The organism is Pseudoalteromonas sp. SG44-17, from assembly GCF_014164235.1.
Classification (GTDB): domain Bacteria; phylum Pseudomonadota; class Gammaproteobacteria; order Enterobacterales; family Alteromonadaceae; genus Pseudoalteromonas; species Pseudoalteromonas rhizosphaerae.
In genome coordinates this window covers 175,828-194,820 of the sequence record NZ_JACJEV010000004.1, presented here as the reverse complement: position 1 = coordinate 194,820, position 18,993 = coordinate 175,828, and the positions used below count along the sequence as shown (strand labels likewise).

The 18,993-nt window shown below is 41.0% G+C and carries 15 protein-coding genes; 1 reads left to right on the top strand and 14 read right to left on the bottom strand.

What is annotated here, in order from left to right; genetic code table 11:
* Positions 1–242 precede the first annotated feature (242 nt).
* Together hemB and H5182_RS04970 are read right to left on the bottom strand one after the other, a co-directional pair.
* Positions 243–1,220, bottom strand: a complete 978-nt coding sequence (gene hemB / locus H5182_RS04975) for a porphobilinogen synthase (protein ID WP_182759620.1) — start codon at positions 1,218–1,220, stop codon at positions 243–245.
* Positions 1,221–1,474: 254 nt separating this feature from the next.
* A complete protein-coding gene (locus H5182_RS04970; RefSeq protein WP_145234779.1) occupies positions 1,475–1,771 on the bottom strand; it encodes a DUF4144 family protein in 297 nt (98 codons plus the stop codon).
* Between the two features lie 79 nt (positions 1,772–1,850).
* Between H5182_RS04970 and H5182_RS04965 the strand changes: the two genes are divergently transcribed.
* Positions 1,851–4,367 carry an EAL domain-containing protein gene (locus H5182_RS04965; protein ID WP_182759619.1) on the top strand — a complete coding sequence of 839 codons (2,517 nt, stop codon included), beginning with the start codon at positions 1,851–1,853 and terminating at the stop codon, positions 4,365–4,367.
* Here H5182_RS04965 and H5182_RS04960 read toward each other — a convergent pair.
* The 12 genes from H5182_RS04960 to rpsU form a co-directional block, all read right to left on the bottom strand.
* Entirely contained in the window at positions 4,346–5,155 is an 810-nt protein-coding gene (locus H5182_RS04960) for a DUF2797 domain-containing protein (RefSeq protein WP_145234783.1), read from the bottom strand. The genes H5182_RS04965 and H5182_RS04960 overlap by 22 nt on opposite strands.
* Positions 5,156–5,222: 67 nt before the next feature.
* Positions 5,223–7,742: an EAL domain-containing protein gene (locus tag H5182_RS04955; protein ID WP_145234785.1), complete on the bottom strand. Its 2,520-nt coding sequence runs from the start codon at positions 7,740–7,742 to the stop codon at positions 5,223–5,225.
* A gap of 98 nt (positions 7,743–7,840) precedes the next feature.
* On the bottom strand, positions 7,841–9,124 hold the full coding sequence (gene purD, locus H5182_RS04950; RefSeq protein ID WP_182734541.1) for a phosphoribosylamine--glycine ligase: 1,284 nt from the start codon (positions 9,122–9,124) through the stop codon (positions 7,841–7,843).
* Between the two features lie 14 nt (positions 9,125–9,138).
* Positions 9,139–9,957, bottom strand: coding sequence for a class I SAM-dependent methyltransferase (locus tag H5182_RS04945; protein ID WP_145234789.1), 819 nt, complete (start codon positions 9,955–9,957; stop codon positions 9,139–9,141).
* 108 nt (positions 9,958–10,065) lie between these two features.
* Positions 10,066–11,652: a bifunctional phosphoribosylaminoimidazolecarboxamide formyltransferase/IMP cyclohydrolase gene (gene purH / locus H5182_RS04940; RefSeq protein ID WP_182717208.1), complete on the bottom strand. Its 1,587-nt coding sequence runs from the start codon at positions 11,650–11,652 to the stop codon at positions 10,066–10,068.
* 211 nt (positions 11,653–11,863) lie between these two features.
* Positions 11,864–12,154, bottom strand: a complete 291-nt coding sequence (fis, locus tag H5182_RS04935) for a DNA-binding transcriptional regulator Fis (protein WP_002957804.1) — start codon at positions 12,152–12,154, stop codon at positions 11,864–11,866.
* Positions 12,155–12,174: 20 nt separating this feature from the next.
* Positions 12,175–13,146: a tRNA dihydrouridine synthase DusB gene (gene dusB / locus H5182_RS04930; protein ID WP_182731350.1), complete on the bottom strand. Its 972-nt coding sequence runs from the start codon at positions 13,144–13,146 to the stop codon at positions 12,175–12,177.
* A gap of 281 nt (positions 13,147–13,427) precedes the next feature.
* Positions 13,428–14,309 (bottom strand): 50S ribosomal protein L11 methyltransferase, encoded by an 882-nt coding sequence (gene prmA / locus H5182_RS04925; RefSeq protein WP_145234796.1) that lies wholly within the window; start codon positions 14,307–14,309, stop codon positions 13,428–13,430.
* Positions 14,310–14,377: 68 nt separating this feature from the next.
* Complete coding sequence (gene rpoD, locus H5182_RS04920) at positions 14,378–16,219, bottom strand: RNA polymerase sigma factor RpoD (protein ID WP_145234798.1); 1,842 nt, start codon at positions 16,217–16,219, stop codon at positions 14,378–14,380.
* 131 nt (positions 16,220–16,350) lie between these two features.
* Positions 16,351–18,105: a DNA primase gene (gene dnaG / locus H5182_RS04915; RefSeq protein WP_145234801.1), complete on the bottom strand. Its 1,755-nt coding sequence runs from the start codon at positions 18,103–18,105 to the stop codon at positions 16,351–16,353.
* 169 nt (positions 18,106–18,274) lie between these two features.
* Positions 18,275–18,721, bottom strand: a complete 447-nt coding sequence (locus tag H5182_RS04910; protein WP_145234803.1) for a GatB/YqeY domain-containing protein — start codon at positions 18,719–18,721, stop codon at positions 18,275–18,277.
* 20 nt (positions 18,722–18,741) lie between these two features.
* On the bottom strand, positions 18,742–18,957 hold the full coding sequence (gene rpsU, locus H5182_RS04905) for a 30S ribosomal protein S21 (protein WP_002957797.1): 216 nt from the start codon (positions 18,955–18,957) through the stop codon (positions 18,742–18,744).
* Positions 18,958–18,993: the final 36 nt, after the last annotated feature.

The following is an 18,993-nucleotide window of genomic DNA, read 5'->3' as shown; positions in this document are numbered from 1 at the left end:
TCTGCAAAGTTGTGGTGATTATTGACTCTTTTTATCGGTTATCTATGAGCAATATTTGTAAAAACACAGCAAACATTACTTATCCTCACTCTATAAAACAAGACAAATTATGATTTACGAGATCAAGTTTTGTTTTTTAATTTTTGCGCATGTAACACGTTAAGATATTTACGTAGGTTTAAACTAAGCCAATATAGGGTTAGCGTGTTCTAAAATGTTACATGCCCTAAAAATTACCACGGTTATTCTTTTAACCACTGTGCAACTTGTTTTGTATAATAACTCACTATTAAATCAGCGCCTGCACGTTTGAAGCCGGTCAGTGTTTCAAATACCACTTTCTTTTCATCAAGGGCACCTGCTAATGCTGCAAATTTAATAGCGGCATACTCACCACCAACTTGGTAGGCAGCTAAAGGTAAGTTTGTTTTCTCTCTCAAGCTGCTAAGGACATCAAGATAGGGCGTGCCTGGTTTCACCATTAGAATATCAGCGCCTTCTTGTTCATCAAGAAGGGCTTCTTGAAGCGCTTGACGAATATTTGCGTAATCCATTTGATAGCCTTTGCGATCACCACTTAATTCACAATCAACAGCAGCTCTAAATGGACCATAGAAAGATGAAGCAAATTTAATGGCGTGAGCTAAAATGGCAACATGTTCAAACCCTGCATTGTCAAGGCCTGCTCGAATAGCTTTAACTTGACCATCCATCATCGCAGATGGGGCTAGCATATCGGCACCTGCTTTTGCTGCGCATACACTCTGCTTTACAAGGTTAGCAACAGTTTGGTCGTTACAAACTTGATTATCTTCAACAACGCCACAGTGTCCATGATCTGTATATTCACAAAAACAAATGTCGGGTATTACCATCATCTCGGGGCATGTTTGTTTGATTGTTTTAATCATACGTGCCAGTAAACCATCATCGTGCCATGTATCACTGCCAACACTGTCTTTATGATGCGATATGCCAAAAGGCATAACATACTGAATTCCTAATCTATGCAGTTCAGTAATCTCTTGGGCTAATGCATGTTCAGGAATGCGCTGTATACCAGGCATAGTGGATATTTCTAGACTTTCAGTTAACGACTCTTCGATAAAAATAGGATGGATAAGATCGCCAATATTAAAATCAAATTCGCGTACTAGCTGTCGCATTGCATCACTGTGGCGAAGCCTGCGCATGCGTCTTGATAAATTAGGTGTACTCATTGCTATCTGCCTTACTGAGCTGAGTATAACGAGATGTTTATAATATCATTTTTATCACTGTAAACGATATGCGTTAAATCAATATTAAAGGCGTGTTCATGGTAGTAACCTTTTTCTTTATTTGTAATAAATAAACTGTAAATACTAGGTTACCGGTGTAGAAGTCGCTAGTGGGGTTTGCTGATCTTTATTGTTATCGCTGCCACCACACGCGACTAAACTCATGGATAAAACGGCTGATGCAACTAAACGTGCTATTTTATTCCTAATAGATCAAATGCTTGTGGAGCTGTTAGGCTCGTTATTTTAGTTAAGCAGCAGTGTCCTTCTTGTGCTAAGTGCTGCGTTACTCTGCGAGCTAACTCTATGTTAGTCAGCGGTGTTGCAAGGTTAAATGCTAAATCAAAATATTCGCCTTGTTTATTCAATATCACACAGTGTTGCTGTTGTTCAGCGGTTAAACTGTGTAGATAGTCATTTAAATCTCGTTGTTCATTAATAATTTCTAGCTCGTTGTCACTACATATCAAGTAAGGGAAGTAAGTATGCATGCATTTATTGTCCTGTATCAAATAGCGCGAGCAATATAATAATATAATTATAGTTCGTATTATACTAAGGACGAATATTATGAAACAAACTCGCCACCCTCAACAGGTATCAGATATTTTTTCTAGGAAATTAGTATGTTGTTCCACCGATACCTCTTTAGTTGATGCTGTACGGTTGATGCAGGTTCATAATATAAGCGCAATTTTTGTAAAACGACAGCAAGCAATCGTTGGTATTTGGACAGAAGCCGATTGCATTAAACTAGACTTTACTGACAGCAACCTTAAACATATTGAAATTCAAAGCGTAATGAGCAGTCCGGTATTGAAAATCTCCTGTCAGCAATTATTGTGTGATGCCGCGCTTATTTTTTATCAACACAATGTTCGCCATTTATTAGTTATTGATAACAATGATCTACCATGCGGCGTTATTAGTATCAGTGATATTGTACGTAATCAAGGGCTTGATCACTATTTACAATTTAGACCAATCAAAGAGCAATATCATAAAAATGTGTTAGTGGTACCTAGTTATTTGATGCTCAGTGAAGGCGTTGAAATGATGCGCGAGCGAACCGCCCAAGTTATTTTAGTGTATAACCAGCAGCAAGACGAACATGGCATTATCACCCAGCGAGATTTACTGCATTTGATCGTCGAACCCGATAGTAATGCGTCATGTTGGAGTTTTGCAAGTTGGCCCTTGTATCGGGTAAGCTCAAAAAGCAGTTTATTCGATGCGTATCGATTAATGTCTACCAACAATGTGCGTCATTTAGTGGTCACTGATGATTTGGAGATTAAGGGAGTGCTCGCCATTGAGCATCTTGTTAATGAAATAGAAAGCGCCTATTACAGTGAGCTTGAAAAAGTACTTGAACAACGTGATATAGACCTTCAGCATTCACAGCGTAATTTGTATCTCGCGAATAAAATAATCGATGCCTCGCTAGATGGTATTATGATCACCCAACAAAATGGTGTGATCATGCAGGTTAATCCTGCTTTTACCGCGCTTACCGGCTATCAAGAATATGAAGTGGTCGGCAAACACCCTAGAATTCTAAGCTCCGGAAAGCACGGTAAAAATTTCTACGTAAAAATGTGGCAATCAATTACCCAAACTGGTGTGTGGCAAGGGGAAATATGCAATCGTAAAAAAAATGGTGATTTGTATGTTGAATGGCTAACTATTATTGCTATCCGCGAGCCAAATGATGATGAGCTAGTGTATGCGGCGATTTTTAGCGATATCACTGAACGTAAAACTGCAGAAGACAAAATTGTTCAGTTAGCTTATTTTGATGAGCTAACAGGCTTACCTAATAGACGCTTATTTAATGACAGATTAACCATGGCATTAGCTGCTGCACATCGAAATAACGACATGTTAGCAGTGATGTTTATTGACCTAGATCGGTTTAAAGAAATCAATGATAGCTTAGGGCATAGTGCGGGGGATGAGTTATTAAAAATGGTGGCAATACGGCTGCAAAACGTATTGTGTGAAGGTGATACTTTAGCGCGATTAGGTGGCGACGAATTTGTGGTGCTATGCGAGATTGATGATATTAGCGCAGTGATTAGTTTAGCCGATCAAATTTTAAATAACTTAAACACTCCTTTTCAGCTCGAAGGTCTTGAGGTAGGCGCGACGGCATCAATCGGTGCTGCGGTCTATCCTGATGATGGTCTCGATAGTGAAACTTTACTAAAACACGCTGATATTGCCATGTATCGCTCTAAAGAAGTGGGTAGAAACTCATTTCAGTTATTTAAGCCATCGATGAATGCACGCTCTTTAGAGCGCTTTGCGATGATGAGCCGGTTTCAATATGCGCTCGAAAATGATGAGTTTGAACTGTATTTTCAGCCTAAACAGTGTTTAAGAAGTAAAGCTATCAAAGGTGTTGAAGCACTCTTACGTTGGCAAGATCCCGCGCTTGGCATAATATCGCCTGCACAGTTTATCCCATTGGCGGAAGAACTAGGTCTAATTGTAAAGCTGGATCTCTGGGTGCTCAATAACGCTGGCATGCAATTGGCGTTATGGCAACAACAAGGAATAACGGCTGGTCGGTTGGCAATTAATATCTCAGCTTGCCATCTTAGTCAGGGGAGTTTATCAAGTAGCGTTGAGAAAATGCTCCAGCGCTATAATTTATCGGGAAATTGTCTTGAAATAGAGTTAACAGAAAGTAGTTTTATTAGCTCATTTAGTCAGGCGAAAAGAGAATTGTGGCAACTTAAAAAAATCGGCGTACAGATTGCGCTAGATGATTTTGGTACCGGCTATTCGGCACTGAGTTACCTTACAAAATTACCCATAGATACACTAAAAATAGATGCCAGCTTTATTGCTAAAGTACCCGATGAATACGGTAATAGTGAGATTGTTGCCGCGATAGTGGCAATGGCGAATAGTCTTAATTTAAAAGTTATCGCTGAAGGGGTTGAAAAGCTTGCTCAGTATAGTTACTTATTGGAGCTAGGCTGCGATGTGATCCAAGGCTATTACTATTGCCGCCCGTTAACGCAGCGGCAATGGTTAGAGTTTTATCAGCTGCAAAATCAACCTACGGTGATATCGTAAGAGGTAAATTTACGAATGTTGATAACGCCAGTATCAAAGATCAAGTACTGGCCTTTAATACCGTTTAGAATACCACTCACAACTGGCTCTTTATCAAAATTAAAAGAGCTAATTTTAGTTGGGTAGGCGGTAACAGGGAACTCTAAATCAACCACTTCTTCATCAAGTTGTTCTATCGCAGTAGCACCAAAGAGCTCTGCAAGTTCATTTAGTTTATCGGCAATTTGTGGAATAAGTTCTGCCGCAGCAGCTTTTAAATCAAGGACATCGCTTTGTCCTTTGAGCATATTACGCCAATTGGTTTTATCGGCAATAAATTGTGCTAAGGCAACTTCAACTAATCCAGATTGTAAGCGCGTTTGTACTTTGAATATTGGCAGTGCTTGCGTTGCACCTTGGTCAATCCAGCGGGTTGGAATTTGTGTATGACGGGTGATCCCCACTTTCAGCCCTGACGTGTTCGCAAGATAGACATAATGTGGGATCATACAGTTTTCTTCGCCCCACTGTGGTTCACGGCAAGTACCTTGGTCAAAGTGACATGTTTCAGGTTTCATAATACACATATCGCAGCTAGCAAGCTTACGCATACATACAAAACAATGACCTTGCGAGTAACTTTTTTTGGTTTTTTTACCGCAGCTAGAACATACAATAGCGCCATTAAAAGTCAGTGTAAGCTGCTTGCCAATATAGGCATTAAGATCGACCAACTCATCACCCACAGGCAAATGATACTGAATCGGTTGTGTTAGCGATGATTTTAATTTTTTGATAGTGCCTTGCATCTTTACGCCCCTAAAGATGTGAAAAAGAGGATTCTATCAGTAATCCTTAAACATGTGGCAATTTTACTTAATTCGCTTGTTTATTTTCAGCTAACCACAACAAATAGTCATCCACAGCGATGGCTTTGGAGTAATAGTACCCTTGCCCGTAGTCTGCCTCCATGGCCTTTAAAAGTTGTTGTGTTGTTACATCTTCAACTCCCTCGGCAGTGACTTTTAAACCTAGGCTATGAGCCATTTCTATCGCAGCCTTAACAATTACTCTATTAGCACTGTGAGTAGGGAGACCTATAATAAATGATTTATCTATTTTTAAGGTTGAAAAGTTGTAGCTAACAAAACAATTTAGTGACGAATAGCCAGTACCAAAATCATCTAAAATCACTTCAATACCAAGGCGGGTTAATTGTTCAACTAAGTGAATCATTTGCTGTTGGTTTGCAATTAAAGCTGACTCAGTAAGTTCAAACTTAAGTTGTTTGGCAGGAACATTGTGTTTGAGTAAGGTGTTTTCAATTTTTTCAATTAAATTATGGATCATTAAGTTTTTAGCACTTAAATTAACGCTTACTTTATGCTTAAAAAAACCTGCGTGATTAAACTTAGCGATATCTTGGCAGGCTTGCTCTAGCACCCACAGTGTGAGTTTATTGATAAGACCAGTACGTTCGGCTAATAGGATTAAAGCCTCTATATTGATTTGCTCATAAGGTGCATTAGGCCAGCGCAATAAGGCTTCACTGCCAATCGTTTGGCCGGTGCGTAAATCTATTTGCGGCTGATGATAAATAGTTAACTGGTTCGTTTTTAAGGCATTTTGAAATGCAGCCGCTAAGCTAATGTTCATAGTGACAGGTATTAATTTTGACTGATTATTTGGATAGCTTGTTTGTGGCGCTTCGGTTAGTGAAAAATAGCCATTTTGCAACCATGTATCAAAGCCACTTTCACCGTCGAGAATACAATATCCCATTGCGTAGCTTAATTGTAAATCAAACCCTTGCACCGGATGATGTTTAGGTAAGCTTTTACGAATTTTGGTTAACTTATCATGCAGTGATTGTGCACTTTGAGTTTTAATTGAAATGAATGCCAGCACACCGTTGCTCAAATCGGCTATCCGCGGACAGGTATCTAGATTGCTCTCTAAATTGATAAATTCACGCTCTTTACTCAGTTGCAGCTCAAGAGATTTAGCAATAGCAACAACAAGTTGACTACTTTGAGTTTGATTTAAAATATGACTGAGTGAATGAAAATCAGTAATTCTAATTAAGCATAAGCTTGCTCTGCGCTGCTTGAGTTGTAAACTCATATAGGCTTGTTTTAGCATGGCACTATTTAATAGTTTGGTTTGCTCTGTATGAGTGGCGTGATACAGCGCCTTTTCTCGTTGATAGCGCACTCTATCCGCAAGTGCCATAGCCATTAATACCACCTCACATAGTATTGCAACTAAAAATGCGTGGCGTATAGCAAAGCTATAAGGTAATACGCCAGTTAATTCAAGCGGTTGAATGGCTGCACCAATAATAAGAGGTATCCATGAAACAACATAGAACTTAGCCCATCGGAAGCCACTACGTAATTTTCTGTAAATCATAATAATACAGACGATGTACAACAATACCAACACAGCAAAAAATATCGGTGCAGCAATATTTTCAGCTATGAAAAAACAACTTATACCTAGACAAAACATTAAAAGCATTAAATATATACTGAGTTTATAACGCCAGCATTGCTCTTTATGGTAACGCAAAAACATAGTGCAGAATGCTAAGGTAAATAAAGCAATTGCATAGTTGCTAACAACAATATATTTTTGAAAAAATAGCTGCCAACTTAGTGGCCAAAGATAAAAACCAAAACCAAGTACACCCCCCATTAAAATGATGGCACTAATAATGTAACCAATATAGATTAAGTACACGCGATCTTTAATACCAAAAAACAGCACTAAGTTATAAAGTGCCGCCATAATAAGTACACCCACAAATATTCCCCAAATAGCGGTTTGTGAGCGGGTTAAATCCTGAAACTCTGCTTCGCCATATAAATTGACAGGGGTTTTACTTATGCCGGTTGTATCAACTTTCAGTAGTAGCTTTTGTTTACTCTGCGCAGTAATTGTTAGCCGAATATGCGGCACGCTGTATTGAAAAAGAGAGAGTTCAGATTCCAAATCACCAAGTCGAGTGGTCGTTATAATATTATTGTGACTATCTAGGTGATAGACAGTTAAATGATCAACCATTGGATTATCAAAATGAGCGACAATTTTTTCATTTTGTTGGCTACGATTATCTAGATCTACTAGTAACCAGTAATTACGTGGCGTGAAGTTCCAATCGATATGCTCAAAAGGTTTTGCTGTAAAGCTATTTAGGTTGTCTAAAATCTGCTGAGTATGCAGATTTTTTGTATCATCAATGAGATAACTTTGGGATAAATATATGGGAGTTGTTTTGTCGATTGTATATCTAGTGGGCGTGACTAAATGACTTGCGAAATTAGCAATTACATAGAACAAGAAAAGTAGTATTAAAACGGCAATAAAGCGATAGCGAAGATGGTTATTTTTCAATTGTCAGCGTTCTTTTTTTAGTCCTTGAAATTAGTGTAGCACTAAAAAGCGCAGATAAACTGCGCTTTTATTAAATAGTAACTGGTTATACCAATGCGCTATTTTTCCCGAGCGATAGCGCGATAAGCAATATCTGTACGGTATTCCATACCTTGCCAGCTAATTTCATCAACTAGTTGGTAGGCACGTTGCTGCGCTTCGGTCACTGTGTTACCTAGTGCCGTTGCACATAATACTCGGCCACCGGCAGTCACTACGTTATCGCCGTCTTGCTTAGTACCCGCATGGAAGACTTTTTCGCCTTCTGGGTAGGTTACTTTTAGACCACTGATTGCATCACCTTTTGGGTAGTTATCAGGGTAGCCTTGAGCTGCAAGTACCACACCCACTGCTGCGCGTGAGTCAAACTCAATCGTCGTTTTATCAAGTTCAACACGATTAGCTGCTTCAATCAGTTCAACTAAGTCAGACTGTAAACGAAGCATCATAGGTTGTGTTTCAGGATCACCAAAACGACAGTTGTATTCGATTACTTTAGGGGTCCCAGAGTCATCGATCATCAAACCAGCATAGAGGAAGCCAGTGTAAGGATGGCCTTCGCTTGCCATACCTTCTACTGTTGGGTAGATCACTTCGTTCATAATACGCAGGTGGATTTCATCAGTTACCACCGGCGCTGGTGAGTATGCACCCATACCGCCAGTATTCGGACCTTGATCGCCATTATAAGCGCGTTTGTGATCTTGGCTGGTAGCAAAAGGTAATACGTTTTTACCATCAACCATCACGATAAATGAGGCTTCTTCACCTTCTAAGAACTCTTCGATTACCACGCGGCTGCCAGCGTCACCAAAAGCGTTACCGGCTAGCATATCGCGAATAGCATCTTCAGCCTCAACTTCGGTCATGGCAACAATGACGCCTTTACCTGCGGCAAGACCATCAGCTTTGATTACAATCGGCGCGCCTTTTTCTTTTAAATAAGCAAGTGCAGGGTCGATTTGTTCAAACGTTTGATAATCCGCAGTTGGGATAGCATGACGAGCTAAAAAGTCTTTAGTGAATGACTTAGAGCCTTCTAGTTGCGCAGCGCCTGCTGTTGGGCCAAAGATAGCTAAACCGTGCTCACGGAATTTATCTACCACGCCAAGTACTAATGGTACTTCAGGTCCAACAATGGTTAGCTCAACATTATTGTTTTGTGCAAAGCTAAGTAGGCCATCGAGATCTTCAACGTTAATGGCAACATTCTCAAGCTTGGGTTCAAGCGCTGTACCGGCATTACCTGGTGCAACATAAACAGTGTTTACTTTTGTATTTTGAGCGGCTTTGAACGCAAGTGCGTGTTCGCGGCCGCCGCTGCCAATGACTAATACATTCATGGCGAATATCCTATTTAAAGCGGTTTTTTAAATTTCAGCGTCATGCGGTCGCTTTCACCAATTGCTTTATATTTAGCGGCATCTTGCTCGCCAAGTCTAAGGCTTGGTGGAAGGGTCCATACCCCTTTAGGGTGATCGGCTGTATCAAGAGAGTTTGCATTTATGTCACTGCTTGCTGCCAGTTCAAAGCCTGCTTGTTTAGCAAGTTCGATTACCACGCTTTGTTTCATATAACCTGATGACTTTTGCATTTCATCAGCTTGCGCTTCAGGTAGGCGATGTTCAACCACACCTAAAGTACCACCTGGTTTAAGTGCTTTGTAAAAAGACTTAAAGGCATTAGCTGCGGCATCTTTATCTTTGCTCATATACCAATTATGTACGTTGCGGAAGGTTAACACCATGTCTGCGCTGCTCGCCGGGGCAATGTCTAAATGTGTTGAAGGAGCGAATTCAGTCAGCTTTACTTTATTGAATCGCTCATCTTCAGCAATTTTCTTTTTAAAGCCAGCTAGAGCTCGTTGGTAATAACCCACCGATGAGTCAGCAGGGAAATGCGCGGCATAATAAGTGCCTTGCTCTTTCAGTGCTGGCGCTAAAATTTCACTGTACCAGCCGCCGCCAGGCGCAATCTCAACAACAGTCATAGTTGGTTTAAAACCAAAAAACTCTAATGTTTCGACAGGGTGGCGGTATTGATCGCGATCACTGCTGCGCTCGCTTGATTTAACTGCATTATTTAATGCTGAATCATGGCCATGCTCATGGCTAATAGCCATAGTTGATGTCATCGCAAGGGTGGCAACAAGTAGAGATTTTAGTGCAAATTTCATCGTCTGTTCCTTCACATTATATTTTTAGAATAGGTTATAGAATAAGCAGAATACGTGAATTTGGTGCAAACAAAAAGAGCTAACTGATGCAGTTAGCTCTTTGTGTGATTAATGGCGGAAGTGACGCATGCCAGTAAACACCATTGCCATACCAGCTTCGTCAGCGGCAGCGATAACTTCTTCATCGCGCATTGAACCACCAGGTTGGATCACAGCTGTAATACCAGCCTCTGCAGCTGCATCAATACCATCACGGAATGGGAAGAACGCATCAGATGCCATTACTGAACCTTTAACTTCAAGGTTTTCATCAGCGGCTTTAATTCCGGCAATTTTAGCTGAGTAAACGCGGCTCATTTGGCCTGCGCCTACACCAATGGTCATACCGTCACGGGCATAAACAATGGCGTTTGACTTAACAAATTTAGCTACTTTCCAGCAGAATAATAAGTCTTTAAGTTCTTGCTCAGTAGGCTGGCGCTTAGACACAACCGTTAAGTCGCCTTGCGTTACCATACCTAAATCACGGTCTTGGATGAGTACACCGCCATTAACGCGTTTGATGTCATGACCTGTCGCTTTGCCTGACCATTGGCCACACTCTAGTAAGCGTACATTTTGCTTAGCCGAAATAATTTGTGCCGCAGCTTCTGATACTTTAGGCGCAATGATCACTTCAACGAATTGACGAGACACAATTGCTTCAGCGGTATCAGCATCAAGCTCTTGGTTAAAGGCAATGATGCCACCAAATGCTGACGTAGGATCGGTTTTGAATGCGCGATCATAGGCTTCAAGGATGTTGTCACCGATTGAAACGCCACAAGGGTTAGCATGTTTAACAATAACACAGGCTGGTACATCAAATTCTTTCACACATTCAAGAGCTGCATCTGTATCAGCAATATTATTGAAAGAAAGTGCTTTACCTTGCAGTTGTATGGCAGTTGCAACAGACGCTTCTTGAACGTCGTTTTCAACATAAAAAGCCGCATCTTGGTGTGAATTTTCACCGTAGCGCATGTCTTGTTTTTTAGTAAACTGCATATTGATAGTGCGTGGGAATTTAGTTTCCTCAGCTGCTTCATCAGTGTAATCAGCAACCATCTTACCGAAGTAGTTAGCAATCATACCATCGTACTGCGCGGTGTGCTCGTAAGCTGCAATGGCAAGATCAAAACGTGTTTTGTATGTAGTTGAACCATTGTTGCTTTGCATTTCGCTGATCACGCGGTCGTAATCTTTGGCGTTTACTACAATAGTCACGTCTTTGTGGTTTTTAGCCGCGGCACGTACCATCGTTGGGCCGCCGATATCAATGTTCTCAATGGCATCTTCAAGGCTGCAGTTTTCTTGAGCGACTGTATTCGCAAAGGGGTATAAGTTAACTACAACGATATCGATAGCTGAGATGTTATGAGCGTCCATTACATCTTCATCTTGACCACGACGCGCTAAAATGCCGCCATGAATTTTTGGGTGAAGAGTTTTTACGCGACCATCCATGATCTCAGGGTGACCTGTGTGGTCAGATACTTCAGTGACTTTAATACCGTTATCGGCAAGTAATTTACAAGTACCGCCAGTTGATAAGATGTCTACGCCTTGTGATTCAAGAGCGCGAGCAAATTCAACAATACCGGTTTTATCTGACACACTTAGTAGTGCGCGACGAATTGGACGATGTGTATCCATTGTAGTTTGATTACCTCAGTGTTTGAGCTAGCTTAGAAAGGCGCTATTTTAACTGAATATCGCTTAAAAAACGATATTTATACACAAGTCATTTGGGTATACAGAGTGAGGATTTTGCAATTAGACGCTTTTTTGAGGATTTTTAAAGATATAAAAAAAGCACCCGAAGGTGCTTTTTCAAACGAATGTTGTGATAAATCACAACTCGGTATTAGTTCATGCCGTATTTCTTTAGTTTCTTACGTAAAGTACCGCGGTTGATACCTAGTAAGATTGCCGCACGTGTTTGGTTGCCACGTGTGTAAGTCATTACTTCTTCAAGTAATGGTGCTTCTAGCTCTGAAAGAACAAGGTCGTAAACGTCTTGCACATCTTGACCGTTAAGCTGTTTTAAATAGTGATGAACAGCTTTCTTCACTGCATCGCGTAATGGCTGCGGTTTCTCGTGTGACTGAACATGAGGGTTAGTGATAAATGGAGAAGTCACGTTTTGTTCGAACATTGTTTATATCTCTTTCTTTCTTAGTTAGCTGCTAGTGTTTTAAAGTATTGCTCTAATGTCTCGATTTGTGCCTGTGGATTATCGAGAGCATTAAATACTCGCCTAAACTGACCGTCACTGTCATGGGTTTGCAAATACCAAGATACATGTTTGCGAGCGATGCGCGCTCCCATTGGTTCGCCGTAAAACGCATGAAGGTTCACTAAGTGTTCCATCAAAATACCACGTACTTCCGTAATTGGAGGCACAGGTAAATGTTCACCGGTTCGCAAATAGTGGTCTATCTCCCTAAATATCCAAGGGCGACCTTGGGCGGCTCGACCAATCATAATGGCATCTGCACCCGTATAGTCCAAAACCTGTTTTGCTTTTTCAGGAGATGTAATATCACCATTAGCAACCACAGGTATCGACACTGAACGTTTTATATCCCTAATTGTGGCGTATTCAGCTTCACCTTTGTACATACATGCGCGTGTACGCCCATGTACGGCCAATGAAGCTATGCCATAACGTTCAGCTATTCTCGCAATCTCAACACCGTTACGGTTATCCTGATCCCATCCTGTGCGGATTTTCAGTGTTACAGGTACATCAACAGCGCTAACCACCGCATCTATAATCTCTTCCACTAAACCAGGAAACTGCAAAAGGGCGGAGCCTGCGAGTTTCTTGTTCACTTTCTTAGCTGGGCACCCCATATTAATATCTATGATCTGTGCACCATTACTTACATTGAATTGTGCAGCCTGCGCCATAAGCTCAGGATCAGCTCCTGCGATTTGCACCGCGCGTATTCCCGATTCACCACTGTGATCCATACGGTTCATCGATTTCTCGGTTTTCCATACCAAAGGATTTGACGATAGCATTTCAGATACAGCTAGCCCCGCACCTAAGCGGCGACAAAGTTGTCTAAATGGTCTATCTGTAATTCCCGCCATTGGCGCCACAATTACATTGTTTTCTAATTGATATGTTCCGATACGCACTGTATTCAATAGGCCTCTTTTCAAGGGGCGCTAAGTTTACGGTTTTTTTGTCGAAAATCAAAGGCTATAAATTGAACAAAAGTGACTTTTTTTTGACTTTTGCATATTGACATTTGATAACAGTTTGACGAACGGCTCTATTTGTGTGAATTTTATACAGAACTAATTTGTGATAAGAAATCATTCAGTTTTTTGGCGTGTAAATAATAGGTAAAGCCTGTTAATTACAGGCTTTACATGAAGGTTTTGCGTTAATACTCTAAATTGCCGAACCCAGCAAGTTAAGCTTTTTTCATACCACTTACACGTGTCCATTCACCTTCAACAGCGATATCATCAAGCGCTAAAAAAGGGGCATAAACATCTGCTACCGACTGCGCTTGTTCTTCTAAAATTCCCGACATAGCAATTTTACCACCTGGTTTTAACAAGCCTAAAATCACGCTGTGTAATTCACGCAGTGGCGCAGCTAAAATATTGGCCACCACGATATCGGCGCTAAACTCAGGCTGATTTTCTGGCAAGTATACTTCGAGTTTATCTGCAACGCCGTTTCGCTGTGCATTATCTAAGCTTGCTTCAAGGGCTTGAGGGTCTATATCGATGCCGATCATGCGCTCAGCGCCAAGTTTGATAGCTGCGATACCTAGAATTCCAGAGCCACAACCAAAGTCGACCACAGTTTTACCGGTCAAATCTTGGCTTTCTAGCCATTTTAAGCACAAAGCGGTGGTGGCATGGGTGCCAGTGCCAAAAGCAAGGCCAGGGTCAAGCAGTACATTGACGGCATCAGGATCGGGAATATCACGCCAGCTTGGGCAGATCCATAGTTTTTCACCAAACTGAATTGGGTGGAAGTTATCCATCCATTCGCGTTCCCAGTCTTTGTCTTCAAGTTGCTCTATTTTGTACACTAAGGTGTCTTTTAACTCGTCGTGGCGCTGTAATAGAGCTATCACCGCATTCATATCGTGGTTAGCTTCGAATAAACCAATCACAGTCGTGTCAGCCCAAAACACCACAGTGCCGATTTTTGGTTCGTAAATAGGGGTGTCTTTAGCATCAATAAAGGTAACAGACGCACTGCCTGCTGCCATTAATAGATCACTTACTGCATCTGCGGTTGCAGCATTAGCATTGATACGGATTTGGATCCAAGCCATAATTATTTCCTGTAAATAGAAAAAAGGCCGCTACAGCGGCCTTTTAAATTTAAATCTGTATTTGCTAATTACTTAGCATCTAAGAAGCTTTTCAATAAGTCAGAGCGTGAAGGGTGGCGTAATTTACGTAGTGCCTTCGCTTCGATTTGACGAATACGCTCACGCGTTACATCAAACTGTTTACCTACTTCTTCTAAGGTATGGTCGGTATTCATATCGATACCAAAACGCATACGCAATACTTTTGCTTCTCGGGCTGTTAGGCCTGCAAGCACATCGTTGGTAGCACCGCGAAGAGATTCCATTGTTGCCGAGTCGATTGGCGAATCAATAGTAGTGTCTTCGATAAAGTCGCCTAAGTGCGAATCTTCATCATCACCGATTGGCGTTTCCATAGAAATTGGCTCTTTAGCAATCTTAAGTACCTTACGGATTTTATCCTCAGGCATCATCATGCGTTCTGCTAATTCTTCTGGATTTGGCTCACGACCCATTTCTTGCAGCATTTGACGAGAAATACGATTAAGTTTATTAATCGTTTCAATCATATGCACCGGAATACGGATTGTACGCGCTTGGTCGGCGATAGAGCGTGTGATTGCTTGACGGATCCACCACGTAGCATAAGTTGAGAACTTATAACCACGGCGATATTCAAACTTATCAACAGCTTTCATCAAACCAATGTTACCTTCTTGGATTAAATCCAAGAATTGTAAACCACGGTTGGTATATTTTTTAGCAATTGAGATTACAAGACGTAAGTTCGCTTCAACCATCTCTTTCTTCGCACGGCGCGCTTTTGCTTCACCAATGCTCATACGACGGTTGATGTCTTTAATACGCTCAATGCTTAAACCTGTGCTTTCTTCGATTACACATAGTTTATTAATACAGCGGATGATTTCTGGTTTGATTTCTTCTAATTTTGCAGAATGTTTTTCATTCGCAGCAATCTCAAGATCAATCCATGCAGCATCAGTTTCATTATTAGCAAAGTGCTTAACAAAAGTTTTCTTCGGTAGCTTAGCGATTTGTACAGCTTGTTTCATGACGATACGTTCTTGAACACGAACTCTGTCCATCATTTCACGCATGTTGTTAACCATACGATCAAACTGTTTCGGCACTAGTTTAAAGGTTTTAAACAGCTCACCAATCTCAAAAATCGCAGCTTGCGATTCTGGATGTGAACGGCCTTTACTATCAAACGTGTCGCGTGCTTTATTGTAAAGATCACGAAGGTTTTCAAAGTGTACACGAGCCTCTTCAGGATCTGGGCCAGTATCTACTTCTTCTTCGTCTTCATCATCGCTATCAGTATCATCGTCATCTTCATCATCAAGTTCTTTTTCGCTTAATTCAGAACCGATATGGGTAGCAGAGATTGGCGCAGCATCTTCATTAGGATCGAAAAAACCAGAGATAATGTCGCTTAAGCGCATTTCTTCTGCTTCAAACTTATCCCATTGCTCAAGCAGGTATGTAATTGCTTCAGGGTATTCTGCAACCGAGATTTGTACTTGGTTGATCCCTTCTTCAATACGCTTAGCGATAACGATTTCGCCTTCACGGGTAAGCAGTTCAACAGTACCCATTTCACGCATGTACATACGAACCGGATCCGTTGTACGGCCGATTTCTTTATCTACAGTAGCAAGCGCAGCGGCTGCAGCTTCTGCTGCGTCTTCATCTGTTGTTGTTTCTTGCATCATCAATTCATCGGCATCAGGCGCGTTTTCGCTAACCTTGATACCCATATCATTGATCATACTAATGATATCTTCTACTTGATCTGAATCGATAATATCTTGTGGAAGGTGATCATTAACTTCTGCAAAAGTTAAATAACCTTGCTCTTTACCTTTTTGAATCAGAAGTTTTAATTGTGACTGAGGAGTTGGATCCATAGAGATTGTTTCTTCCACTCTGATAAGTTGATACAACAGGCGCCAGCTCGCTTATTTATTAAGCCAAGCTAAGTATTATTTGACGCAGTGAATAGCACAGTATAACAGCATAATTCATTTTTGACTAGCTGTTAGTGTCTTTTCGACCCTTTTAACGCTTGAGTAAGGGCTAAACATTCTAGCCTTTCTTCACTCGTAAGCCCTTGGGTCTTGTCTTTTATTAATAAGGTCTCGAGTCGATAATTTAAACACTGATCTTCAATAAATCTGAAAGTATTTTTAAATTCGTCCTCTAAACGGTCGTCATTGATCTCATGACGCCAAGTAGCGAGCTTAATGAGCGCTTCATACTCGGGTGTTTCTCGAAATGATTCAATTAATTGCGCTGTAGTAATGTCACTATTTTGTAAGGCGCAATGTTGTAGCTTAATAAGTAAGGCGATACCAGCAATATTCATTTGTGCTAAATCAGCTAAATAGGGCACTGTATTGGCTAACTTAGGATGCTGAATTAGTAACCCAATTGCGCGACGCATTGGCGTAATTTTAAATTTTCGCTCAATCGCATGCTGCTGTTTAGGTGTTTTTAAGCGATTGTTTAACTGCTCTTTAGTGCGGCCTATTAATCGACCTAAGTGCTCTAATAAGTTTTCTTGATAAAACTGACTAGGGATTTTTTCAATCAACGGAAGCACAGCACTAAGAAGCTTAGCTTTACCTGCATCGGTAGTTAAATCAATCTCTTGGCTGAGTTTATTAAACAGCACTTTGGTAAAATCATCGGCTTGAGATAAACGTAGTTCAAACGCTTCTTTGCCTTCTTTTTGTACTAATGAATCGGGATCTTCACCGTCTGGTAAAAATACAAACAGTAGCGCTTTGCCATCATTTAAATAGGGCAGGGCATTTTCGAGTGCACGCCAAGCGGCATCTCGGCCAGCGCGGTCACCATCATAACAACAAATTACTCGGTCTGTGGTTCTAAACAATGTATGCATGTGCTCAGCGGTGGTGGCGGTACCAAGCGCAGCTACTGCATATTCAATACCTTGCTCGCTCAGTGCTACTACATCCATATAGCCTTCAACTATGAGCACATGTTCAAGTTTTTTATGCGCTTGTTTTGCTTCATATAATCCATATAGTTCAAAGCCTTTATGGAAGATACGGGTTTCTGGCGAGTTTAAATATTTAGGCCCTTGATCCGCTTGCATCACACGGCCACCAAAGGCAATAACACGACCACGTTTATCGCGAATAGGGAACATTAAGCGATCACGAAAGAAGTCAAATTGGCGGCCAGGGGTTTTCTCTGAGGCCAGCTTTAGCTCAACTAATTGCTCTTTTTGTTCTTTATTGCGGCCAAGTTGTTGGCAAAGGCCTTCCCATTCACTGGGGGCATAACCAATCATAAACTTTTTAACTGTTTCGCCACTTAGGCCTCGGCCTTTTACATAGTCTATTACGGTTGCTGAATTAGCATGATGTTTTAACTGGTGTTGATAAAAGCGCGCACTATGGAGCATTAAATCGTAATCTGAGCGTTTTTGTTCTGCGGTACGCTCTGGACCATTACTGGTGCCTTGCTCGCGGGGAACATCGAGATTTAGGATGCTTGCAAGTTCTTCAATGGCATCAACAAATTCAAGCTTGTCGTATTCCATAACAAATGAAATAGCGTTGCCGTTCGCACCACAACCAAAGCAATGATAAAACTGTTTGTCTTGAGATACAGTAAATGATGGGGATTTTTCGTTATGAAAAGGGCAACAGGCTTGGTAATCTTTGCCCGCTTTTTTTAAGCCAACTTTGGAGTCAATTAGCTCAACAATATCGGTTCTGGCAAGTAAATCATCTATAAAATTACGTGGGATCTTTCCAGCCATTAGTAAAGTGTAGTCCTGAGATAAATAGAAAATAAGGTGAACGAAATATCAGATAATTTAGTTCTACAATTTAGATTTGAACACAAATGCTATTTTTATTAAAGCGAAAAACGAAGAAACCGAGCACATGGCTCGGTTTGCTTAAATCATACATCTGTATGTGGGAGTATTAGGCAGTTAATCGTTGCTTAATTAAACCAGAGATCTTACCTAAATCGGCGCGACCTTCAGCTTTGCTTTTGATTATACCCATTACTTTACCCATATCTTGCATACCTGCTGCGTTAGTATCAGCAATAGCCGCATCAATAAGAGCTATGATTTCTTCTTCACTCAATTGTTGAGGTAAGAATTCTTCAAGAGCTGTAATCTCATTGGCTTCAATTTCGGCTAAATCTTCACGGCCAGCATCAGTATACTGAGTGTAAGAATCACGGCGTTGTTTAACAAGCTTCACTAATACTGCGGTAATACCGTCATCATCAAGTGTTATTTGCTCGTCAATTTCACGCTGCTTGATTGCAGCAAGCACCATACGAATTGGGTTAAGACGAGATTTGTCTTTCGCTCGCATCGCATCTTTTTGCGCATCTTTTAGCTTTATTAAAAGGCTCATTTATACAAGACCAATACTGATCAATATAATTTAACGCGACGTGCGTTATCGCGAGAAAGCTTCTTCATGTGACGCTTAACCGCTGCAGCTTTTTTACGCTTACGCTCAGCTGTTGGCTTTTCATAGTGCTCGCGACGACGAACTTCTGAAAGGATACCTGCTTTTTCACATGAACGCTTGAAGCGACGAAGTGCTACGTCAAACGGTTCGTTCTCTCTTACTTTAATTACTGGCATTAAAAATTCACCTACCTAAATAATGAGCGTTGCTCA